16 protein-coding genes and 1 tRNA gene are annotated in these 17,845 nt (G+C 50.1%); 13 read left to right on the plus strand and 4 right to left on the minus strand.

What is annotated here, in order from left to right:
* Positions 1–25 precede the first annotated feature (25 nt).
* On the minus strand, positions 26–1,261 hold the full coding sequence (locus tag OCU14_RS09010) for a peptidoglycan recognition protein family protein (protein WP_261810752.1): 1,236 nt from the start codon (positions 1,259–1,261) through the stop codon (positions 26–28).
* Between the two features lie 320 nt (positions 1,262–1,581).
* Here OCU14_RS09010 and OCU14_RS09015 point away from each other — a divergent pair, with 320 nt between their 5' ends.
* From OCU14_RS09015 to OCU14_RS09055, 9 genes are all read left to right on the plus strand, one after another.
* The gene (locus tag OCU14_RS09015) at positions 1,582–1,809 is read left to right on the plus strand and encodes a DUF2187 domain-containing protein (protein ID WP_261810753.1); all 228 of its coding nucleotides are present in this window, start codon (positions 1,582–1,584) and stop codon (positions 1,807–1,809) included.
* A gap of 79 nt (positions 1,810–1,888) precedes the next feature.
* A tRNA-Gly gene (locus tag OCU14_RS09020) sits at positions 1,889–1,959 on the plus strand.
* Positions 1,960–2,275: 316 nt separating this feature from the next.
* Positions 2,276–3,967, plus strand: a complete 1,692-nt coding sequence (argS, locus tag OCU14_RS09025; protein ID WP_261810754.1) for an arginine--tRNA ligase — start codon at positions 2,276–2,278, stop codon at positions 3,965–3,967.
* 156 nt (positions 3,968–4,123) lie between these two features.
* Positions 4,124–4,591 carry an arginine repressor gene (locus OCU14_RS09030; RefSeq protein WP_125545280.1) on the plus strand — a complete coding sequence of 156 codons (468 nt, stop codon included), beginning with the start codon at positions 4,124–4,126 and terminating at the stop codon, positions 4,589–4,591.
* Between the two features lie 171 nt (positions 4,592–4,762).
* Positions 4,763–6,856: a PBP1A family penicillin-binding protein gene (locus OCU14_RS09035; RefSeq protein WP_261810755.1), complete on the plus strand. Its 2,094-nt coding sequence runs from the start codon at positions 4,763–4,765 to the stop codon at positions 6,854–6,856.
* Positions 6,857–6,947: 91 nt separating this feature from the next.
* A complete protein-coding gene (locus OCU14_RS09040; protein WP_057879115.1) occupies positions 6,948–7,292 on the plus strand; it encodes a YlbF family regulator in 345 nt (114 codons plus the stop codon).
* 87 nt (positions 7,293–7,379) lie between these two features.
* The gene (locus OCU14_RS09045; protein ID WP_261810756.1) at positions 7,380–8,603 is read left to right on the plus strand and encodes a metallophosphoesterase family protein; all 1,224 of its coding nucleotides are present in this window, start codon (positions 7,380–7,382) and stop codon (positions 8,601–8,603) included.
* The gene (locus OCU14_RS09050) at positions 8,593–11,220 is read left to right on the plus strand and encodes an ATP-binding protein (protein WP_261810757.1); all 2,628 of its coding nucleotides are present in this window, start codon (positions 8,593–8,595) and stop codon (positions 11,218–11,220) included. Before OCU14_RS09045 ends, OCU14_RS09050 begins: the two co-directional genes overlap by 11 nt.
* 10 nt (positions 11,221–11,230) lie before the next feature.
* Complete coding sequence (locus tag OCU14_RS09055) at positions 11,231–12,196, plus strand: 3'-5' exoribonuclease YhaM family protein (protein ID WP_261810758.1); 966 nt, start codon at positions 11,231–11,233, stop codon at positions 12,194–12,196.
* A gap of 74 nt (positions 12,197–12,270) precedes the next feature.
* Here OCU14_RS09055 and OCU14_RS09060 read toward each other — a convergent pair whose 3' ends face one another.
* The 3 genes from OCU14_RS09060 to OCU14_RS09070 form a co-directional block, all read right to left on the minus strand.
* Positions 12,271–13,194 (minus strand): peptidylprolyl isomerase PrsA, encoded by a 924-nt coding sequence (locus OCU14_RS09060; protein ID WP_261810759.1) that lies wholly within the window; start codon positions 13,192–13,194, stop codon positions 12,271–12,273.
* Positions 13,195–13,306: 112 nt separating this feature from the next.
* Complete coding sequence (locus tag OCU14_RS09065; RefSeq protein ID WP_261810760.1) at positions 13,307–13,627, minus strand: hypothetical protein; 321 nt, start codon at positions 13,625–13,627, stop codon at positions 13,307–13,309.
* A 2-nt stretch (positions 13,628–13,629) separates the two neighbouring features.
* On the minus strand, positions 13,630–14,088 hold the full coding sequence (locus OCU14_RS09070; RefSeq protein ID WP_373875083.1) for an HIT family protein: 459 nt from the start codon (positions 14,086–14,088) through the stop codon (positions 13,630–13,632).
* Between the two features lie 133 nt (positions 14,089–14,221).
* Between OCU14_RS09070 and OCU14_RS09075 the strand changes: the two genes are divergently transcribed.
* The 4 genes from OCU14_RS09075 (at position 14,222) to trmB (ending at position 17,738) form a co-directional block, all read left to right on the plus strand.
* A complete protein-coding gene (locus OCU14_RS09075) occupies positions 14,222–14,956 on the plus strand; it encodes an ABC transporter ATP-binding protein (protein ID WP_125545265.1) in 735 nt (244 codons plus the stop codon).
* The gene (locus OCU14_RS09080; RefSeq protein ID WP_261810761.1) at positions 14,953–16,179 is read left to right on the plus strand and encodes an ABC transporter permease; all 1,227 of its coding nucleotides are present in this window, start codon (positions 14,953–14,955) and stop codon (positions 16,177–16,179) included. Before OCU14_RS09075 ends, OCU14_RS09080 begins: the two co-directional genes overlap by 4 nt.
* Positions 16,180–16,237: 58 nt before the next feature.
* Positions 16,238–17,029: a phosphotransferase family protein gene (locus OCU14_RS09085; protein ID WP_261810762.1), complete on the plus strand. Its 792-nt coding sequence runs from the start codon at positions 16,238–16,240 to the stop codon at positions 17,027–17,029.
* A 61-nt stretch (positions 17,030–17,090) separates the two neighbouring features.
* Positions 17,091–17,738, plus strand: coding sequence for a tRNA (guanosine(46)-N7)-methyltransferase TrmB (gene trmB / locus OCU14_RS09090; protein WP_261810763.1), 648 nt, complete (start codon positions 17,091–17,093; stop codon positions 17,736–17,738).
* The last annotated feature ends 107 nt before the right edge of the window (positions 17,739–17,845 follow it).

Raw genomic sequence — 17,845 nt, forward strand, 5'->3', positions numbered from 1 at the left:
AACGCCATTTCGGCTAGTCTTGGTTTTATTGCAGGTTCGTGGACTTAACCCAGTAGGATTTACTCCCAATGGTCCCGCGATACCAGGTGGAGTTGTCCGAAGACTTCACACCTTTTTTATTGAGCTTGATGGTTTGGCCGGCCTGGAAGTCTTGCGTGTGGGCCGTGACCGTACTCAGGTAGTCAGAGTTGAGTACGTGGTTGTACAGGGCTGAGTTAGAGGTCGTATTCAGGGTCTTGGTTCCACTGGCGTCCTTATAGGTGACGTTAGGGAAATTCAAGACATTGCTGCAGACCCAGTACTTGTAGCTGGAATTCTTGGCAAAGCGAATGCGGTACCAGGTGCCACTCCAGCCGCCTTGTTTAACCCCACGGCTATCGACGTAGACCTTCGCTCCCCGGTAGTCAGCACTCAGGTTACCCCAACCAATCTTACGGGCCTTAGCGGTGCCTTTAACGTGGTTATAGACGGTCCAGTTGGTATAGTTATTCGCCAGGGTAGCCGTTTCGTTGTTAGTTCCGGCGTAGTACTTGACCGTCTTGGGCTTGGCCGACGTGTGTTGATTAGAATCGTCGGTGGTGTTGCCACTGTTGTTACTGTTACCCGTAATCTTGGCATACTGGGTGTTCACCAGGCTCATGAAGTCGGTCATGGTGTAGGTTGTACCAAAGTAGGCCTTGGCATTGGTCTTCCAGTAACCATCTGGGTCGGTATGATCCGTCCCACCTAAATTGTTTGACACGTCGTGATGGGAAAGAACCGTCGTATTACGCTTTGGTTTTAACCCATACTTGTTGAGGATATACGCCGTGTAGTAGGCCGACTTGTTTAACTCATTAGCGAATCCGGACTTGGAATGAACCTCAACCTGTTCGAATTGAACGTAGCGTTGGTTACCATAATAGCCAGATCCCCAACAGAGATACTTGGTGTTGGCCACATTGATGATATTGCCGGCATCGATGAAGGTGTGAACAAAGGCATTCTGATAGTTATTCTTCATGTAGGCAATTTCATTGTAGATCGTGGAATTAGGGTTGGCGGTTTCATGAACCACAACCCCTTCAGGCTTACCATAACGGTAGCTATTCTTAGGGAAGCCACTCCAGATTTGCGTGGTAATCTTTGGTGTGGCGTACCCCTGATTGTTAATATAAGTATTAATTGAGTTGGCGCTAGCCGGGGTGGCCGCCCATAACAGGCCCACCATTCCCGCAGCTAAGGCGATTCCCCGAACCGCTCTAAGGTGCCATTTTTTCATAATTAAACGTCTCCTCCTCGTTTGTTTTGAGTCAATTGATTCGGCTGAAACACAACGCCTTGATTATAACTTATTTTGAGGCAAATGCGTATGGTTAGGAAAGTTAGGAAAAGTAGGGGAGACGTTCGGGAAAACGCTATCTTAGGGGAAATAACAATAGTAATCGGGCACAACTATCGGGTTTTGGGGGAACGGCTCGAGATAAGTCACAGAGTGTTCGGAATTATCCGATTATTTCAAACTCCTTACAATTCATTTGCTTGCGGTGACCCGCGAATTTGACTATAATGTTACTTTGCATACGAAAGGAGCGACGAACAATGGCTGAAGTTGAACTCAAAGTTGGCGATTACGTTGCGGCGAAAAAATTTGGTCCTCTGGAACACAGCTTTACTGGTGAAGTGGCCAAAGTGTATGATAATTCAGTTTTAGTTGAGATCAAGGAATATGATCCAGCTGATAAGACGGCGGTTGGAGACATGAACAACCGCGCTGTCGTCCGTAAGTCGGCGGCAAAAATTACCGAGAAAAAAGTGGATAAAGACTAGTTTTTTGCGGTGATTTTGAATTAATTTGCAAAAAAACAATGACAACTCACAAGAGGTATGCTATACTTTCTTGTGTTGTGCGGGTGTAGTTTAGTGGTAAAATTCAAGCTTCCCAAGCTTGCGTCGCGGGTCCGATTCCCGTCACCCGCTTTCGAATGGGACGGCCAGTTGGTCGTCTTTCTTATTATTCGAAGGCTAAACTGATACGATTAGTAGGTTGTGCGTCTAAGTCAAGCGAGTCCGGAATGGTGTGAGCCGGATCACAGACCCTACCGAACGGACGTTGTCAGATCGAACATTTAAATGAATTTAAAGTGGACTTTCAAGTCAATCAGAGTGGTACCGCGGGTTTACCTCGTCTCTTACAATTTATTTTGTAAGGGGCGTTTTTTTGTCCCAGCGACTAGATGGTGTAGACTGAAAGTAGTTATCTGCGATGGACAATTGTTTAGGGAGGAAAATAAGGATGGATTACAAACAAAAAGTAACAGCAGCCTTGACGGCGGCATTAGACGGTCAGTTGACGGCCGACGAGATTAGCAACAAGATTGAACGGCCTAAGACGTCTGACAAGGGGGACTTAGCTTTCCCGACGTTTACGTTGGCCAAGGTCTTGCACCAAGCACCCCAACAGATTGCCAAGGACGTGGCGACTAAGCTCGACACGACTGGCTTCGAAAAGGTTGAAGTGGTTGGCCCATACTTGAATTTCTTCTTCGACAAGAACACGTTCAGTGAAGAGACGCTGAAGACCGTTCTGACCGAGGGTGCCGACTACGGGAAGAACGAAGAAGGTGCCGGGGGCAACGTGCCGATCGACATGTCCTCACCTAACATTGCCAAGCCAATGTCTATGGGTCACTTGCGGTCGACGGTGATTGGAAATTCTATCGCCGAGATTCTCACGAAGAACGGTTACCACCCAATCAAGGATAATCACTTGGGTGACTGGGGAACGCAATTCGGTAAGCTCATCACGGCCTACAAGCTGTGGGGGAACGAAGCCGATGTTAAACGCGACCCAATTAACAAGTTGGTGGAATACTACGTTCGTTTCCACAAGGAAGACGTGGAACATCCAGAATTGGATGACGAGGCCCGTGAATGGTTCCGTAAGCTCGAAGCCGGCGACCCTGAAGCGCACAAGTTGTGGGCTTGGTTCCGTGAAGCCTCATTACAAGAATTCAGCCAAGTTTATGAAGAATTAGGTGTAACCTTCGATACCTTTAATGGGGAAGCCTTCTACAACGACAAGTTGGAAGAAGTTGTCCAGATCTTAAAGGATAAGAACCTGCTGGTTGAATCGCAAGGGGCCCAAGTGGTTGACTTGAGCAAGTACGACCTGAACCCAGCTCTGATTTTAAAGAGTGATGGGGCCTCACTGTACATTACGCGTGACATCGCCACGGCGCTTTACCGTGACCGGACTTACGCGCCAGCCAAGAACCTTTACGTGGTTGGTTCTGAACAAGCCTACTACTTCAAGCAATTGAAGGCCGTTCTGACTGAAATCGGGTTGCCATCTGCTTCGAAGCTTCAGTACGTGCCATTCGGGTTAATCACGGTTGATGGTAAGAAGTTATCAACCCGTTCTGGCCGGATTATCCTGTTAGCTAAGGTCCTCGAAGAATCCGTTAAATTAGCGGGTGAAGAAATCAACGAGAAGAACCCAGACCTGCCTAACAAAGAAGAGGTTGCTCACCAAGTTGGGGTCGGCGCCATCGTCTTCGGTGACTTGAAGAATGAACGGACCAACGCCATTGACTTCGTTTTAGCTGACCAATTGAAGTTCGAAGGAGAAACGGGTCCTTACGTCCAATACGCCCATGCTCGTGCCGAAAGTATCTTACGTAAGGCCGCAAGCGTCGACGTTAAGGCCGGGGGCAACGAGATCTCCGATCCCGAAGCCTGGGACACGATCAAGACCTTGGCCGACTTCCCAGCAACGGTTAAGATGGCCTGTGCCGAACTCGAACCATCCGTCATTGCTAAGTTTGCCATTCGCTTGTCGAAGACCTTCAACAAGTACTATGCGCACTCTAAGATTCTGGCCGAAGATGCTGAATTATCAGCACGTTTAGCCTTAGTTAAGGCCGTTTCCACGGTCTTGAAAGAATCTCTACGACTCTTAGGGGTCCAAGCACCAGACGAAATGTAACCCGAAATTAAGTGAATCACCTCGCCAACGCGGGGTGATTTTTTGCGTAAAAAAAGAATATTTGTTACACTTACTTTATAAATATGCAGAGACATGTGGCTTAATTCCGCATCCTTTGTTATACTTAATGCAATTTTATGCGGGAGGGTGGTCACAATGAAAAAGAGTATGCGGCAGGCAAGAATCGAGCAGTTAATTAATCAGTATCCAATTGGTACGCAAGAAGAATTAATGGAGCACTTGGAGGAAGTCGGCATTCAGGCCACTCAGGCCACCATCTCGCGAGATATTCGAGAAATGCAGATCGTGAAGGCTCAGGATGGTCATGGGCATCTCCGCTACACGATCTTTAAGGCGGGAAACCGGAGTGAGGAAGAACACCTGCGTGAAACCATTAACGAGGTGGTTACGGGCCTGACTCGTGTCGAATTCGTCAATATTTTGAAAACGCTGCCGAGCAATGGTAACCTGTTGGCGGCCATCTTCGACGATCTGAATTTACCAGAGATTGCCGGGACCTTAGCGGGTCACGACACCATCTTTATCATCAGTCCAGATGCCAAGATTGCGGCACGACTCCACGACGAGATTGCGGCGGAAATGAATCCTGATATTATTCATTAATTCAATTATGAAAGCTCTGACACCCGCGAAACCTATTTTTACTTGGTTTCCGGGTGTTTTTCATCGGCTTAAGCGAGATTAAAGGTTCATAAAGTTTCAGTGAAAACGCGGCTAGACACAGTGTTTATGCTAAAATAGCCATAATATAACTGAGATAGAAGAGGCTATTGAATGAATACCCAACAACCTAATCAGACCAAGGGGTCAGGCTTTAAAGCCCACTTTAAACAGATCTGGCACCGGTATCAATTGACCCGGTGGATCATTGTGATTTTGTTGAGTGGCTTTCTGGCGTTAAGTGGGTACATGACCTTTATGGCCAAGACCGCTAACGTGGGTAACCTGAAGGCGGCCCTAGAGAATCCCACCAAGATCTATGACCGACACAATAAAAAAGCGGGAACTTTATACTCGCAAAAGGGGACTTATGTCCCCCTGAAACAGATCTCCACGAACGTTCAGAGTGCGGTGGTCTCAACTGAAGATCGGAATTTCTACCACGAATATGGCTTTTCTTTTAAGGGCTATGCGCGCGCATTTTTCTTGTACGCTAAAAACAAGGTGCTACGGCGCGACTACATCAGTGGTGGGGGAAGTACGTTAACCCAACAACTGGCGAAGAATGCCTATTTATCGCAGGAACAGACCTTCACGCGGAAGTTCAAGGAACTCTTTCTTTCCATCGAAATAGAGAATGTCTATAGCAAGAAGGATATTCTCTCGATGTACCTGAACAATGCCTACTTTGACAATGGGGTCTGGGGGGTTCAGGATGCCGCGGAACGCTACTTCGGGACCACGGCGGACAAGTTGACGGTACCGCAATCGGCCGTCCTAGCAGGGATGTTGACGTCACCGAGTGGCTACAACCCGATCAAGCACCCGCAGGCTTCACGGGCCCGCCGGAATGTTGTCCTGGGACTCATGGCCGAGACGGGGGCGATTACCTCCGCACAAGCCAAGCAGTATCAGGCGACGGCGTTGACCACTAACGATGATTATACTTACAAGAATACCTATAAGTATCCGTATTACTTTGATGCAGTGATTAACGAAGCCGTCAACAAATACGGGTTGACGGAATCTGAAATTATGAACCGCGGCTACAAGATTTATACGTCACTGGATCAAAGTAATCAGTCGCAGATGCAGACACTCTTTAAAAATGACAGTTACTTTCCAGCCAATGCTACTGATGGCACGAAGGTCCAGGCGGCCAGCATCGCCATTGACCCCAATACTGGGGGCGTGGAAGCCGTCGTCGGTGGACGCGGTAAACATGTCTTTAGAGGCTATAACCGTGCGACGCAGATGCAACGGCAACCGGGGTCAACGATTAAGCCATTGGCCGTCTACACGCCGGCACTGGAGAACGGCTACTACTACGATTCTGAATTGACGGATAAGAAGAAATCCTACGGGACGAACGATTACACGCCAAGTAACTACGGCAACCAGTACAGCGGGAAGATTCCAATGTACCAGGCGTTAGCCCAGAGTACCAACGCGCCAGCCGTCTGGTTACTGAATAAGATTGGTGTGGACAAGGGGTATGACTCCGTGAAGAAGTTTGGCTTGCCGGTAACCAAGTCGGATAAGAACCTCGCCTTAGCATTGGGAGGCCTGAAGACCGGGGTATCACCACAACAGCTCGCCCAGGCCTACACGGCATTTGCGAACGGGGGGACCATGTCTTCGGCCCACTACATTCGTAAGATTGTGGATGCTTCGGGGAACGTTGTCGTGGATACTCAAGATAGCGCACCGAAGACTACCAAGGTCATGTCGGCGAAGACGGCCAAGCAGATGACCAGTATGATGATGGGCGTCTTTAACTACGGGACCGGCGCCTCGGCTAAGCCATATGGTTACACGATTGCCGGGAAGACGGGGAGTACCGAAGCCGACGGGGATGCTGATGCCACTCGTGATAAGTGGATTGTCGGGTACACGCCAGACGTGGTCGTCACAACCTGGGAAGGCTTCGATAATACTAGCGATAAACATCACTTGGAGAATGTGAGTGGAACCGGTGAAGGCCCACTCTTCCAGGCTGAAATGCAGAGTATTTTGCCGAACACCAAGGGCACCTCGTTTACCACGAAGGACGCGTCGACACTAGCCAAGGCCGAGAATTCTGGGTCCGATTCGAGCGACATTTGGGATCAGGTTCAACAAGGGATCGACAATGCCGGCAAGTCATTTAACAATGCCGCCGACAAGGTCAAGTCCTGGTGGGAAAAGGCAAAGTCCGTCGTCAATTAACAAATGACGTTGGGTCAGTCCCCAAAGCATGGTACAATAGTTAATGGTTATTACCTAATGCGGGCCACGGCCCATCGAGGAGGAAACATTCATGGCTGACGACATGCACACCCTGGGCGAAAAGACTGCTCAAGTTTTGCAAGATACGCAAGAATTTAAGGATTTAAAGGCTGCTTTTGCAACAATGAAGGCGGACGAAGAAACCTTCCAACTGTTTAAGGAATTTGAACAAGTTCAATTGAACTTACAACAGAAACAGATGACGGGTCAACAACCAACCGAGGACGAAATGAAACATGTCCAAGAAGTTGCGGGACGCGTGTCCAAGAAGGATGCCATCAAGGCTTTGATGGAAAAAGAACGGGGCTTAAATGACCTGTTAACTGAGTTAAACAAGACTATTACGGAGCCTATTCAAGATATCTACAAGGGCTAAGGACAAGATCGTCGGCGCAACCACTCACTTTGGAGGGTCGGTGCCGACGATTTTTTTTACCAGCCGTTTGGAGAGGGAGCAGACAATATGAAATTTATTCACGCGGCGGATCTTCATTTAGACAGTCCTTTTCTGGGATTACAGGATCTGCCCACGTCACTGTTGACGCAGATTCGGGAATCCACCTTTACCGCGGCCACTCGAGTCTTTGACCGGGCATTGGCCGAACAGGTGGACTTTGTTCTCTTGGCTGGTGATCTCTTTGATCGGGCGGAACAGAGTGTTGCCGCTCAGGCCTACCTGATTGAGCAGTTCGATCGGTTGGCTCAGGCACAGATCCCCGTCATTTTGGGATTTGGGAATCATGATTTTTTAGCCGATCGCCATATGTCGATTGCCTATCCGGACAATGTTACGGTCCTTGGACCACAGGTAACGACGGTGACACTGAAATTACGAGATGGGCAGACGGTTGCCATCAGTGGCTTTAGCTACGACCAACGGTGGGTGGCCCATGATCCGCTGGCGACGTTTCCAGAACATGCGGCGACCGATTGGCATCTGGGGATGTTGCATGGAGCCGTGGCCACCGGTAGTGGCGATCACTATGCCCCATTTACGGTGGCAGAACTGTTGGCTAAACGTTACGATTACTGGGCACTCGGTCACATTCACCAACGCCAGTTCCTAAATGAAAATCCACCAATCTTGTATGCTGGAAATACCCAGGGACGCGATCGCACAGAGACTGGCGAACGGGGAGCCTACCTGGTAACTAGTCAGGACCACCGGTTGGTGCCAGAGTTCTTTTCGACGTCCGCCCTAGTGTGGACCAATCCGACGTTAACCATTGCGACCCCAACGCCGACCTTGGCTGAGATTGGCGATCAGCTGGCCGCTTGGCTAACACAGGATCCCGCCACGACGCCCGAACTGGTCGTGCCGACCTTAGCGCTATCAGGACCATTGTCAGCTGCCGACCAGGCGCAGGTGACCAGCGGGGATTGGCTCGCTTTATTTCAGCGAACGTATCTTCGCGCGATGCAAGCCGCGCAGCGAGTCGCTGTGGCCTTGCGTTGGGAATCGCCTGTTGCCACCACCGAGACGCCGCAGTTGGACACGCGGTACTGGACAACTGGCGCGGACCAAGTTTTCACCTCGGAAAATTTACAGGATTTATTTGGCAAATTAGCCCAGGAACCGGCTTTGGCCGATTGGTTTACGGACCCGACGACCGCCCCGGCACTTCGAGAAGAGGCCGCAAAGCTATTAGCCGCCTTGGCGGGAGAGGAGGATGATCATGCGTCTTAACCGATTAACAATTTATGGGTTTGGTCAGTTTCATGATCGAACCTTTGACCTACGTCCAGGACTCACCGTTTTCTTAGGGGCCAATGAGGCCGGAAAGTCGACGCTGACGCAATTCATTAGTGCCATTCTCTTTGGGTTTCCCACGAAGAAACATCCTACCCTGCGGTATGAACCCCTGGATGGTAGCCGTTTTGGTGGTGAGATTTCATTTACACAAGGGGGCCAAGACTACCTGGTGACACGGGTGGATGGTCCTCGCGGGGGAAAAGTAACCTTACATAATGTGACCAGTGACCTCAAACTGCCCGCAACGAGTCTGCCACATCTGTTGGCGCCTATGGATGCGACACTTTTCCAGCAGGTCTATGCCATCAATGAACCCCGATTGGCCGCAGTCTTTGCAACCTCGAAACAGGAACTGGTGGATCACCTGCGGCAGGTGGGTGCGGTGGGGAGCGACTTCTGGCTAGCGCAAGCCAGTCAATTGGATGAGGCGGCTAATGCTCGTTACAAGCCACAGGGTAGAAATCCCGAACTGAACCGTTGGTTACTGGCGTATCGTGAGCTACGAGCCAAGTTGGATCGGGCTAACGCGGCTTACCCCAAGTATTGGGAGCTACTCGATCAACGTCGACAGCTGACCCAAGAGCAGGCCACGTTACGGCAGACGCTTCAGGTAGAACGACAGCGGGTGACGACTGGTGAACAACGCCTAGCCAAATGGCCCATTTATCAGCAATGGACAGCCTTAGCAACGGCCAATGATCCGGTGGCAACGGGCTTTGCACCGCAGGATGCGGCGACTTTGGAACGTCTGGTTAATCAGCAACAGGTGACCCAAGAAAGCCTGACCCACGATCAACAAGAATTGACGACCCAACGCCAAGCGGCTCAATTGACGCCCTTATTTCAGCATTATTTAGAAATGGCCGATCGGCTGGCACCAACCTTGGCAACTATTCCAGATACCTTGGTGGCGGCGCATACGGTCGAGCAAGAAGGTTCTCAGCAGGCCGATTTTCAGAATCGCGCAGAAAGTCTGGAACGACAGTACGCTCATCAAGGACAGATGCCGCGGGCTTTCTCATTGGCGACGCTTCAAGAGGTCACCCAGTTGCGACAGGAGCTGACCACGGCGAACCAGAAACGGCGGCGACTCCAGCAGAATTTAAATGACTTGAATGAACAATTCCGGCAACAGCAACCGACACGGCAACAACAGCGTAATCCTTTGGCGGATAAGCAGGTTGGCTGGCTAGCCGCCGGGCTAATTGTCCTGATTGGCTCGCTATTTTTACCTTCAGCCTTTTTGAAATTAGGTGGCGCCCTGGTCGGAGTAGCCGTCGGGTATTATGGGGCCTTTATTGTGTCTAGTGGGACGCCCGCGACGCAGCAAACCGACGAGCTGGAGGCCGAGATTCGTGACTTGCAGGCGCAACTCCGTGAAGGGACGAGTGCCACGACCGAGTTGACGAATCGGCTGGATGCGATTGGTGAGAGTCATGGTATGGCCGATGTCCCTCTGGAGGAATGGGCCACGGCGCAAGGGGCAATTGCGGAGTGGGAACGGCTGACACGGCAATTGGAAGCCGTCACCACGGATCTTCAGGCGGCGCAGCAGACGGTAACGGATTTTCAAAAAAACGTCGGGGCGATTTTGCCTGAACTGGCTGATCACGACTTGCAAGATCAAGTCGATCAGTTGTTGGATCTACAACGCCAACAACAGCGGTTGGCTACGCGGGACAGCGATCTCAGTGCGCTAAGTGAACGGGTTAAACGCGATCACACAATACTGGCACAAGCTACCGCAGCAGTGACAACCTTTCTCCAGACGCGTAATGTGACAGATTCGCAAGCCTTCTATCAGCAGTATCGAACGGTTCAGGAACGCGATCAGCGGCAGCAACGGCGAGCCGATCTGGCCCATCAGTTGGGCGAGGCTGATTTAGCGGTTCTTCAAGGTGTGGCGGATGAGGCGACGTTACAGGCCACCTTTGAGCAGGACCGCCAGCAATTGGCGGCGACGCAAGCGCAAATAGATAAGGGGAATGAACGCTTGGCCACCTTGGCCGGTCAGATTGACCAGTTAACGTCGAGCGGGACCCAGGCAGCCTTGCGGCAGAAACTAGCCGATTTGGAAACCCGGATGATTGCGACGACTCGGCGCTGGCTGGTCGATCGGCTAGCGAGTCAGTGGATTGCGGCTGCCTTGGCCGCGGCTTCCAGTGATCGGTTACCGCAGATTGTCACCAAAGCTAGTGAATTTTATGGTAAATTAACCGAAAACCGGTATACTGAAATTGAGTTAACGGAAACAACGTTACGTGTTCGCCGGCGCGACGGTGAGTGGCGGACGGTGAGTCAGTTGTCACGGGGAACCGCAGAACAACTCGACTTTGCCGTCAAGTTGGCCTTTGCCATCGTGATGACCCAACAGGTTCAGATGCCAGTAGTCATTGATGATGGGTTAGTGAACTTTGATGCACAACGGCGTCACCAGGCTTATCGGTTACTCGATGAGATTAGTCACGACACCCAAGTGATTCTGATGACGGCCGATACCGCCATTACCACTGACGTCGCCGAACAACAGATTAGCCAATTAGTAGACTAGGAGGGGTATTATGGCAGCAGCCAAACAATTGATGGACTATGCCGTCGACGAGGCGGTTGACTTATTCGTTCTTCTGAAGTCAGCCGACGTGCGGACGGCCAAGAATGGGAAACAGTACATTGCCATTGTGTTTGAAGATCGTTCTGGTGAAATCTCCGGTAAATACTGGGATGCTTCGGATGAAGACGTCGCTAACTACGTCGCCGGACGTGTGGTCCATCTGCAAGGGAAGCGGGAGAACTATCAGACCCATCCCCAAATTAAGATTTTCCATCTGCGACTCAGCAAGACGGGTGAACCCACCGATCCGGAAGCCTTTATTGAACAGGCACCGATGATGCGTAAAGAAATGGAAGACTACATCAACCAAACGATTTTTGAAATCACGCAACCAACTTGGAATCGATTGGTTCGCAAGCTCCTCGGCGAATATCAGGAACAGTTCTTTACGTTTCCGGCGGCGAAGAGTAATCACCATGCCTTCAAGGGTGGACTGGCGTTTCACACCATCTCCATCCTGAAGTTAGCGCATTCGGTTGTTAACCAGTACCCGGATCTCAATGGGCCTCTGTTGTATGCCGGCGCTATCCTGCATGATTTGGGGAAGACCATTGAACTGTCGGGCCCCAAGTCAACGGTCTATACGTTGGCAGGGAATCTGATCGGGCACATCGTGTTGATCGATGGCGAATTGGTTCGTGCTTGCGATCCACTGAAGCTGGATCCACAGGCCGAAGACGTGTTACTCCTGCGGCACATGATTCTCAGCCACCATGGTTTGCTGGAGTACGGGTCACCTGTGCGACCAGCCTTGCGTGAGGCGGACGTCTTACATCAACTCGATGAACTCGATGCCTCAATCATGATGCTAGACACCGTGGTGGAACACACTGAGCCCGGCGAATTTTCCGAACGGGTCTTTGCCATGGATGGGCGGCGGTTCTACCGGCCATCAACGGACAAGCCCGAAGAATAGGGCGCATTTAAATAGCGACGAAAAAAAGACATCCGATTTCATTTCGAAATCGGATGTCTTTTAAGTTGTGACGATTACTTAGATGAAGATGATGAAGTCGTCGAAGTGCTGGAACTTGATGACAAGTAGTCAGCCAGGATGTTCTTCATATCCTTGTCCTTGATAGAAACGTCACCCTTCTTTAAGACCTTAGCAACGACGTTATGCAGAATAGTTGAATCATTCATGTCATTGTCGATGATTTGCTTCGTCAATTCGGCCTTGTGTTCCTTGATGGTACCCTTACCAGGGTTCTTCAACATCAAGATAACATGGTAACCGTATTGCGTCTTAACAGGAGTAGCTGTGTATTCGTTCGTGTTCAGCTTGAAGGCAGCCTTCTTGAAGGTTGAGTCCAAAGAGGTGTCGGTGCTATCGAAGGCACTTAACTTACCACCCTTGTTCTTGGTAGCAGTATCAGTGGAGTACTTCTTAGCTAACGTTGTAAATTCGCTAGTCAAGTCGCTCTTCTTCGTGCTCTTCAACTTGTCGATAACGGTGTTAGCGGTCGACTTCTTGGAAACCAAGATGTGAGCAACTGTAACTTCTGGTTCGTAGCTCTTGAATTGCTTCTTGAGTTGCGCATCAGTTACCTTAACGTTGTCCTTTACGGCTTGCTTCAAGAGTAAGTTCGAACGGATTTCAGTCTTTAAGCTGGATTCCGTCATCCCACTTTGGGAAAGAACGCTCTTAAAGGATGAGCCATATTGTGCCTTGTATTGGTTGAATTGCTTGGTAACTTGGGACTTCTTAACCTTGTCACCGTATTGCTTTTCCAAGACCTTGTTTAAGATCATTTGTTGCAGAACTTGCTTACCAGAAGAAGTCCCTTTAAGACTGCTGTAGTAAGCACTTTCTGTGACCTTACCACCACTAGTAGTGGCAACGGTTTGGTTCCCACAACCAGCAAGCGTTACAGTCAGTAACACACCAGCGAGGGCGATTAACCATTTCTTCATATTGCTCAACACATCCATTCATCAAGATTGGTGTAAACACCATACTCAGACATCATAACACAAAAAAACGCAAACCCAAAAAGGTACGAGAAGCTTTACAAAAAGTTCAAATTTAGTCCTGTTCCCAACGATCCAAGGTTTCTTGAATCACCGCGACCCGGGGGGCAATCTTGAATTGAAACTTCTCGATGTCCTTTTGAATATCTTCTAGAGCAGGGGTGCTGGCGTCGACGGCTGCTCCGAGCTTTTGAACGCTCTGAGTGAGGCGTTCCTGAGCACTCTGCGCTTCGCTAACCTTGGTAGCGGTATGCTGAGCTTGGTCTTTCAGGTGTTTAGCCCAGGTGATTGGGTCTTGTTTGGTTAAGGTAAGGTAAGCGGCCAAACCAACACCGGTGGCGAGGGTGAGACCGCCAATGAATCGGCTAATTCCCATGGTTAATCCTCCAATTGTTCCTTAATTTTAGCTTGAATGACACCGTATGAAGCTGGGGTGAAGTTCGCCGCGTTATCCTTGAAAATCATCTTGAAGTCATCGTGATCCGTGTAGCGCGGAATCAGATGGAAGTGAGAATGGAGGACGGACTGGTAAGCCACTTCACCATTGTTGTTGACGATGTTCATCCCTAAAATAGTGGGATCGGCAGCCTTGATGGCGCGAGCAATCTTGGGAATCCGAGTGAAGACTGCGGCGGCAAGGTCTTCATCATAGGCAAAGATGTCCTGAACGTGGGTCTTAGGGATGACCAGCGTGTGGCCTGGGGTGCCTTGGGAGATGTCCAGAAAGGCCTTCACAATGTTATCCTCATAAACGGTATAACTGGGAATGTCGCCCTTTAAGATCTTGCAAAAAACACAATCGTCATCGTAATGTGGTTCTAACGTCATAGTCGCCATTAAATCTCCTTCTTTCACTGTAGTTCTTTCATTATACACCAGCAATCACTGCTGTTTCACCCCAACCGTTCGTTTGTCGGGCCGCCTATGGTATAATGGTGCGGTTAAATTATGAAGAAATGAAGGGATGTTTATGGCTTTAGAAGTCAGCCATGTTGTGGGAGGCTACTCCCAAATTCCCGTCTTAAAAGATATTAGTTTTGATGTTAAGGACGGCGAATTGGTGGGATTGATCGGATTAAATGGTGCCGGGAAGTCCACCACGATTAACCATGTCATTGGCCTGTTAACGCCTCACCAGGGGACGATTACCCTGAATGGGGTGACCATTGATCAGGACAGTCAGGCTTACAAACAGCAGATTGCCTATATTCCAGAGACCCCAGTTCTGTATCAGGAACTGACCCTGAGAGAACACCTTGAGGTCACCATGATGGCCTATGATTTGGACCATGAAAAGGCTTGGGCCACGGCCCACAAACTTTTGAAGACGTTCCGTTTAGATAATAAGCTGGACTGGTTTCCCGCGAACTTTTCCAAGGGGATGAAGCAAAAGGTCATGATTGTCTGTGCCTTTTTGACTCCAGCCAAGCTCTTCATCATTGACGAACCCTTCTTAGGGCTTGACCCGTTGGCCGTCAATGACCTGTTAAATTTGATTGAGGAACGTAAGCGCCAAGGGGCTAGCATCTTGATGTCTACCCACGTCTTGGATACCGCCCAGCGGTACTGTGATCGCTTCGTGTTGCTCCACGACGGTCAAGTGAAGACTGAAGGGACGCTCAGCGAATTACAAGCCGCTCTTCCGGAAGCGGGGGAATCACTGAACGATATCTACCTTTCGATGACGAAGGTTGATCGCTCATGACCGGTTTATTCAAGACCCGACTGCAGCGCCATCTCCGGGAAATGGCCAAGTACCTGCGGTTGGTTTTCAATGACTTCTTTGTTTTTGCCCTACTATTCTTCCTCGGAGGTTTAGGACTGGGCTACTCAAATGTGCTGAAACAACTCCATGGACATGAGTGGTGGGCGCCGTTGGTGGCCTTACTGGTGTTGACCATTGTGGCCCAGATCGGGCGGTTGGCGACCCTCATTGAGGATGCTGATCGCGTTTTCCTGTTACCAAAGGAACGGGCCATGCATGCCTACCTGGTCGCTGCTCGACGCTACAGCCAGGTGATTGCACAGGCCACTCAGGTCATTGCCATCTTCCTTTTGTCACCATTCTTAGCGGTGACCTTAGGCTGGTCTGTGACGCCCGTACTCCTTCTGCTGGTTGCTCAGGTGGCCTTAAAGGATGCCTTACTGCGGATGGACCTCGCCAGTGCCTATCAGGTGACGGGGCAGGCGCGGATGAATCGTTGGCCCATCAAATGGGCCCTGAGTCTGCTTGTTCTCGCCTGTGGGCTGTGGATCACGCCACTTGTGGCGGTGATCCTGGCGATTGTGGCTGATATTGCGGTAGCCGTTTGGTTCCAGCAACATTGGCAAACGCAACAGATTCGTTGGCGTGAACAGATTAAGATTGAGGATAATCGGATGTTGGGAATTTACCGGTTCTTCAACATGTTTACTGAGGTTCCCATGTTATCCGGAACCATTAAGCGCCGCCGTTATCTCGATGGGATTTTCCATCTGATCAAGCCAACTCATGAGCAGACCTATCTGTATCTGTTCAGTCGGGGGATGGCGCGGGGCACTGAATTCAGTGGGCTGATTGTCCGTCTGACGGTGATTGGTATGCTGTTGCTGTACTTTATCCGAGGGGAATGGTTGCCGGTGATTCTCGCGGCACTCTTCATCTACTTGATCGGCTTTCAACTCTTGCCGTTTTTCCATCAATACGATGATATTGTCTTTACCCACGTCTATCCGGTCGCTGCAGCCCAACGATTGAAGAGTTTTGTGACGCTGATGACGCTGATTCTTAGTGTGACCGCAGTTCTGCTGTGGATCGTGGTGGTTCTGGCCAACCAACAACTCTTGCCAGCGGTAGTGACTCTGATTGTCGAAGCGCTCGAAGTTTGGTATCTGGCACGGATCTATACACCGCAACGTTTGAAGCGTTCGGCTGAAAATAGGGCTTGACGCGGCCTCGATTTCCCAATAGAATTAATAATAGCTGACAAATCGAGGAGGGGTGGACATGGCACTGGACATCAGTGACGGCTGGAGCTTGTATCCGCTGGGCGGTAATACCGGCACGGCGTATATGGGAACGAAGGCCTCACAAAAAGTGTTTCTAAAACAGAATGCATCACCATTTCTGGCTGCACTCTCCATGGAAGGGATTACACCGCGGTTAGTATGGACGAAACGCTTGGCATCTGGGGATGTCATGACCGCTCAGGAATGGTTGAATGGCCGAACGTTACATCGTGAGGAAATGCGCGAGCAACGCGTGGCACGGTTATTACACCGCGTTCATCATTCCCATTTATTACATGATATGTTATTAAAAGTCGGCGGACGTTTCACCACGCCCGCCCAGCTACTGACGCGCTTGCAACCGGCGCTGGCTTCGGATTTACGGCGTCATCCGTTAATCCAGTCGGCATTTGCCGCCCTGCAGAGTGAACAGCCACAGCTGCCCAAGACCCGTTATGAAGTTTGTCATGGTGATTTAAATCATAAGAATTGGTTGTTGTCCGACCGCAGTCGCCTTTACCTGGTGGACTGGGACGCGGCAACCTTTGCCGATCCAGCGCTGGACCTCGGTGCTCTACTCTGTGAGTATGTGCCCGTCGAGGAGTGGCAGCGTTGGTTACAGGATTATGGCGAGCGCGTGACCCCGGACTTAACGGCTCGGGTGAACTGGTACGCTAGAGTTCATTGCTTGACCGTCATTGCGGAAAGCTATCACCAACAACGATTCCAAATCATGAACCAACATTTAATTTTACTCGAACGATTGACCCGAGAGGCGGTCACAGACTGAGTTTTTGGCGGGAGCGAGGATAAACCTTGCGCCCGCCGTTGTCATTAAAGGAGGATATACGATGCGTGTACGTAACAAACCATGGGCGAAGGATTATTTGGCCGATCACCCCGACCAAATGGTGGAAACGCCAGAAGCACTGATGGGTAACTGGCAGAGTCGCTTCCCTAAGGATCAACCATTGAGTGTTGAAATCGGAACGGGAAAGGGCCAATTCATTGTTGAAATGGCCCGACAACACCCCGACCGTAATTTTATCGGGATTGAGATCCAGATGTCAGTTATTGCAGCTGCCTTGAAGAAGGTTGTTGCCAGCGAACTGACGAACATTCAAATGGTACGGACGGATGGCGAGGCGATCAATACCTTCTTCGCCAAGGGTGAGGTTTCAAACATTTACCTCAACTTCTCCGATCCCTGGCCCAAGTCACGTCACGCTAAGCGTCGGTTGACGTCGCCGGTCTTTCTGGCTCATTATGCGGACGTCTTGGCTCAAGACGGTCAGATTCAGTTCAAGACCGACAACCGTGGCCTCTTCGAATACTCCTTGTGGAGCCTCAACAACTATCCCATGATTTTCGATGGCGTTTGGTTAGATCTTCACGCCGCCACCGATGGTGTTGAGGATATTCAAACTGAATATGAACAAAAGTTTTCGGCTAAGGGGCCCATTTACCAGGTGATTGCCCACTTTCCAACCGAAGATTAATCGATGAAGTTAGGTCATTGTGGCCTAACTTTTTTCTACGGCTTGTCAATAGGAACGTTATTAAATCAACGATTTACAGTGAAGAACCTTGAGTATTGATTAGGTGA

The sequence above is a fragment of the Levilactobacillus humaensis genome (assembly GCF_024345185.1).
Lineage (GTDB): Bacteria > Bacillota > Bacilli > Lactobacillales > Lactobacillaceae > Levilactobacillus > Levilactobacillus humaensis.

Excerpts from the sequence above, each read along its gene's own strand:
- OCU14_RS09010 (WP_261810752.1), bottom strand. The coding sequence starts at position 1,261 with ATGAAAAAATGGCACCTTAGAGCGGTTCGGGGAATCGCCTTAGCTGCG.
- OCU14_RS09015 (WP_261810753.1), top strand. The coding sequence starts at position 1,582 with ATGGCTGAAGTTGAACTCAAAGTTGGCGATTACGTTGCGGCGAAAAAA.
- argS (WP_261810754.1), top strand. The coding sequence starts at position 2,276 with ATGGATTACAAACAAAAAGTAACAGCAGCCTTGACGGCGGCATTAGAC.
- OCU14_RS09030 (WP_125545280.1), top strand. The coding sequence starts at position 4,124 with ATGAAAAAGAGTATGCGGCAGGCAAGAATCGAGCAGTTAATTAATCAG.
- OCU14_RS09035 (WP_261810755.1), top strand. The coding sequence starts at position 4,763 with ATGAATACCCAACAACCTAATCAGACCAAGGGGTCAGGCTTTAAAGCC.
- OCU14_RS09040 (WP_057879115.1), top strand. The coding sequence starts at position 6,948 with ATGGCTGACGACATGCACACCCTGGGCGAAAAGACTGCTCAAGTTTTG.
- OCU14_RS09045 (WP_261810756.1), top strand. The coding sequence starts at position 7,380 with ATGAAATTTATTCACGCGGCGGATCTTCATTTAGACAGTCCTTTTCTG.
- OCU14_RS09050 (WP_261810757.1), top strand. The coding sequence starts at position 8,593 with ATGCGTCTTAACCGATTAACAATTTATGGGTTTGGTCAGTTTCATGAT.
- OCU14_RS09055 (WP_261810758.1), top strand. The coding sequence starts at position 11,231 with ATGGCAGCAGCCAAACAATTGATGGACTATGCCGTCGACGAGGCGGTT.
- OCU14_RS09060 (WP_261810759.1), bottom strand. The coding sequence starts at position 13,194 with ATGAAGAAATGGTTAATCGCCCTCGCTGGTGTGTTACTGACTGTAACG.
- OCU14_RS09065 (WP_261810760.1), bottom strand. The coding sequence starts at position 13,627 with ATGGGAATTAGCCGATTCATTGGCGGTCTCACCCTCGCCACCGGTGTT.
- OCU14_RS09070 (WP_373875083.1), bottom strand. The coding sequence starts at position 14,088 with ATGGCGACTATGACGTTAGAACCACATTACGATGACGATTGTGTTTTT.
- OCU14_RS09075 (WP_125545265.1), top strand. The coding sequence starts at position 14,222 with ATGGCTTTAGAAGTCAGCCATGTTGTGGGAGGCTACTCCCAAATTCCC.
- OCU14_RS09080 (WP_261810761.1), top strand. The coding sequence starts at position 14,953 with ATGACCGGTTTATTCAAGACCCGACTGCAGCGCCATCTCCGGGAAATG.
- OCU14_RS09085 (WP_261810762.1), top strand. The coding sequence starts at position 16,238 with ATGGCACTGGACATCAGTGACGGCTGGAGCTTGTATCCGCTGGGCGGT.
- trmB (WP_261810763.1), top strand. The coding sequence starts at position 17,091 with ATGCGTGTACGTAACAAACCATGGGCGAAGGATTATTTGGCCGATCAC.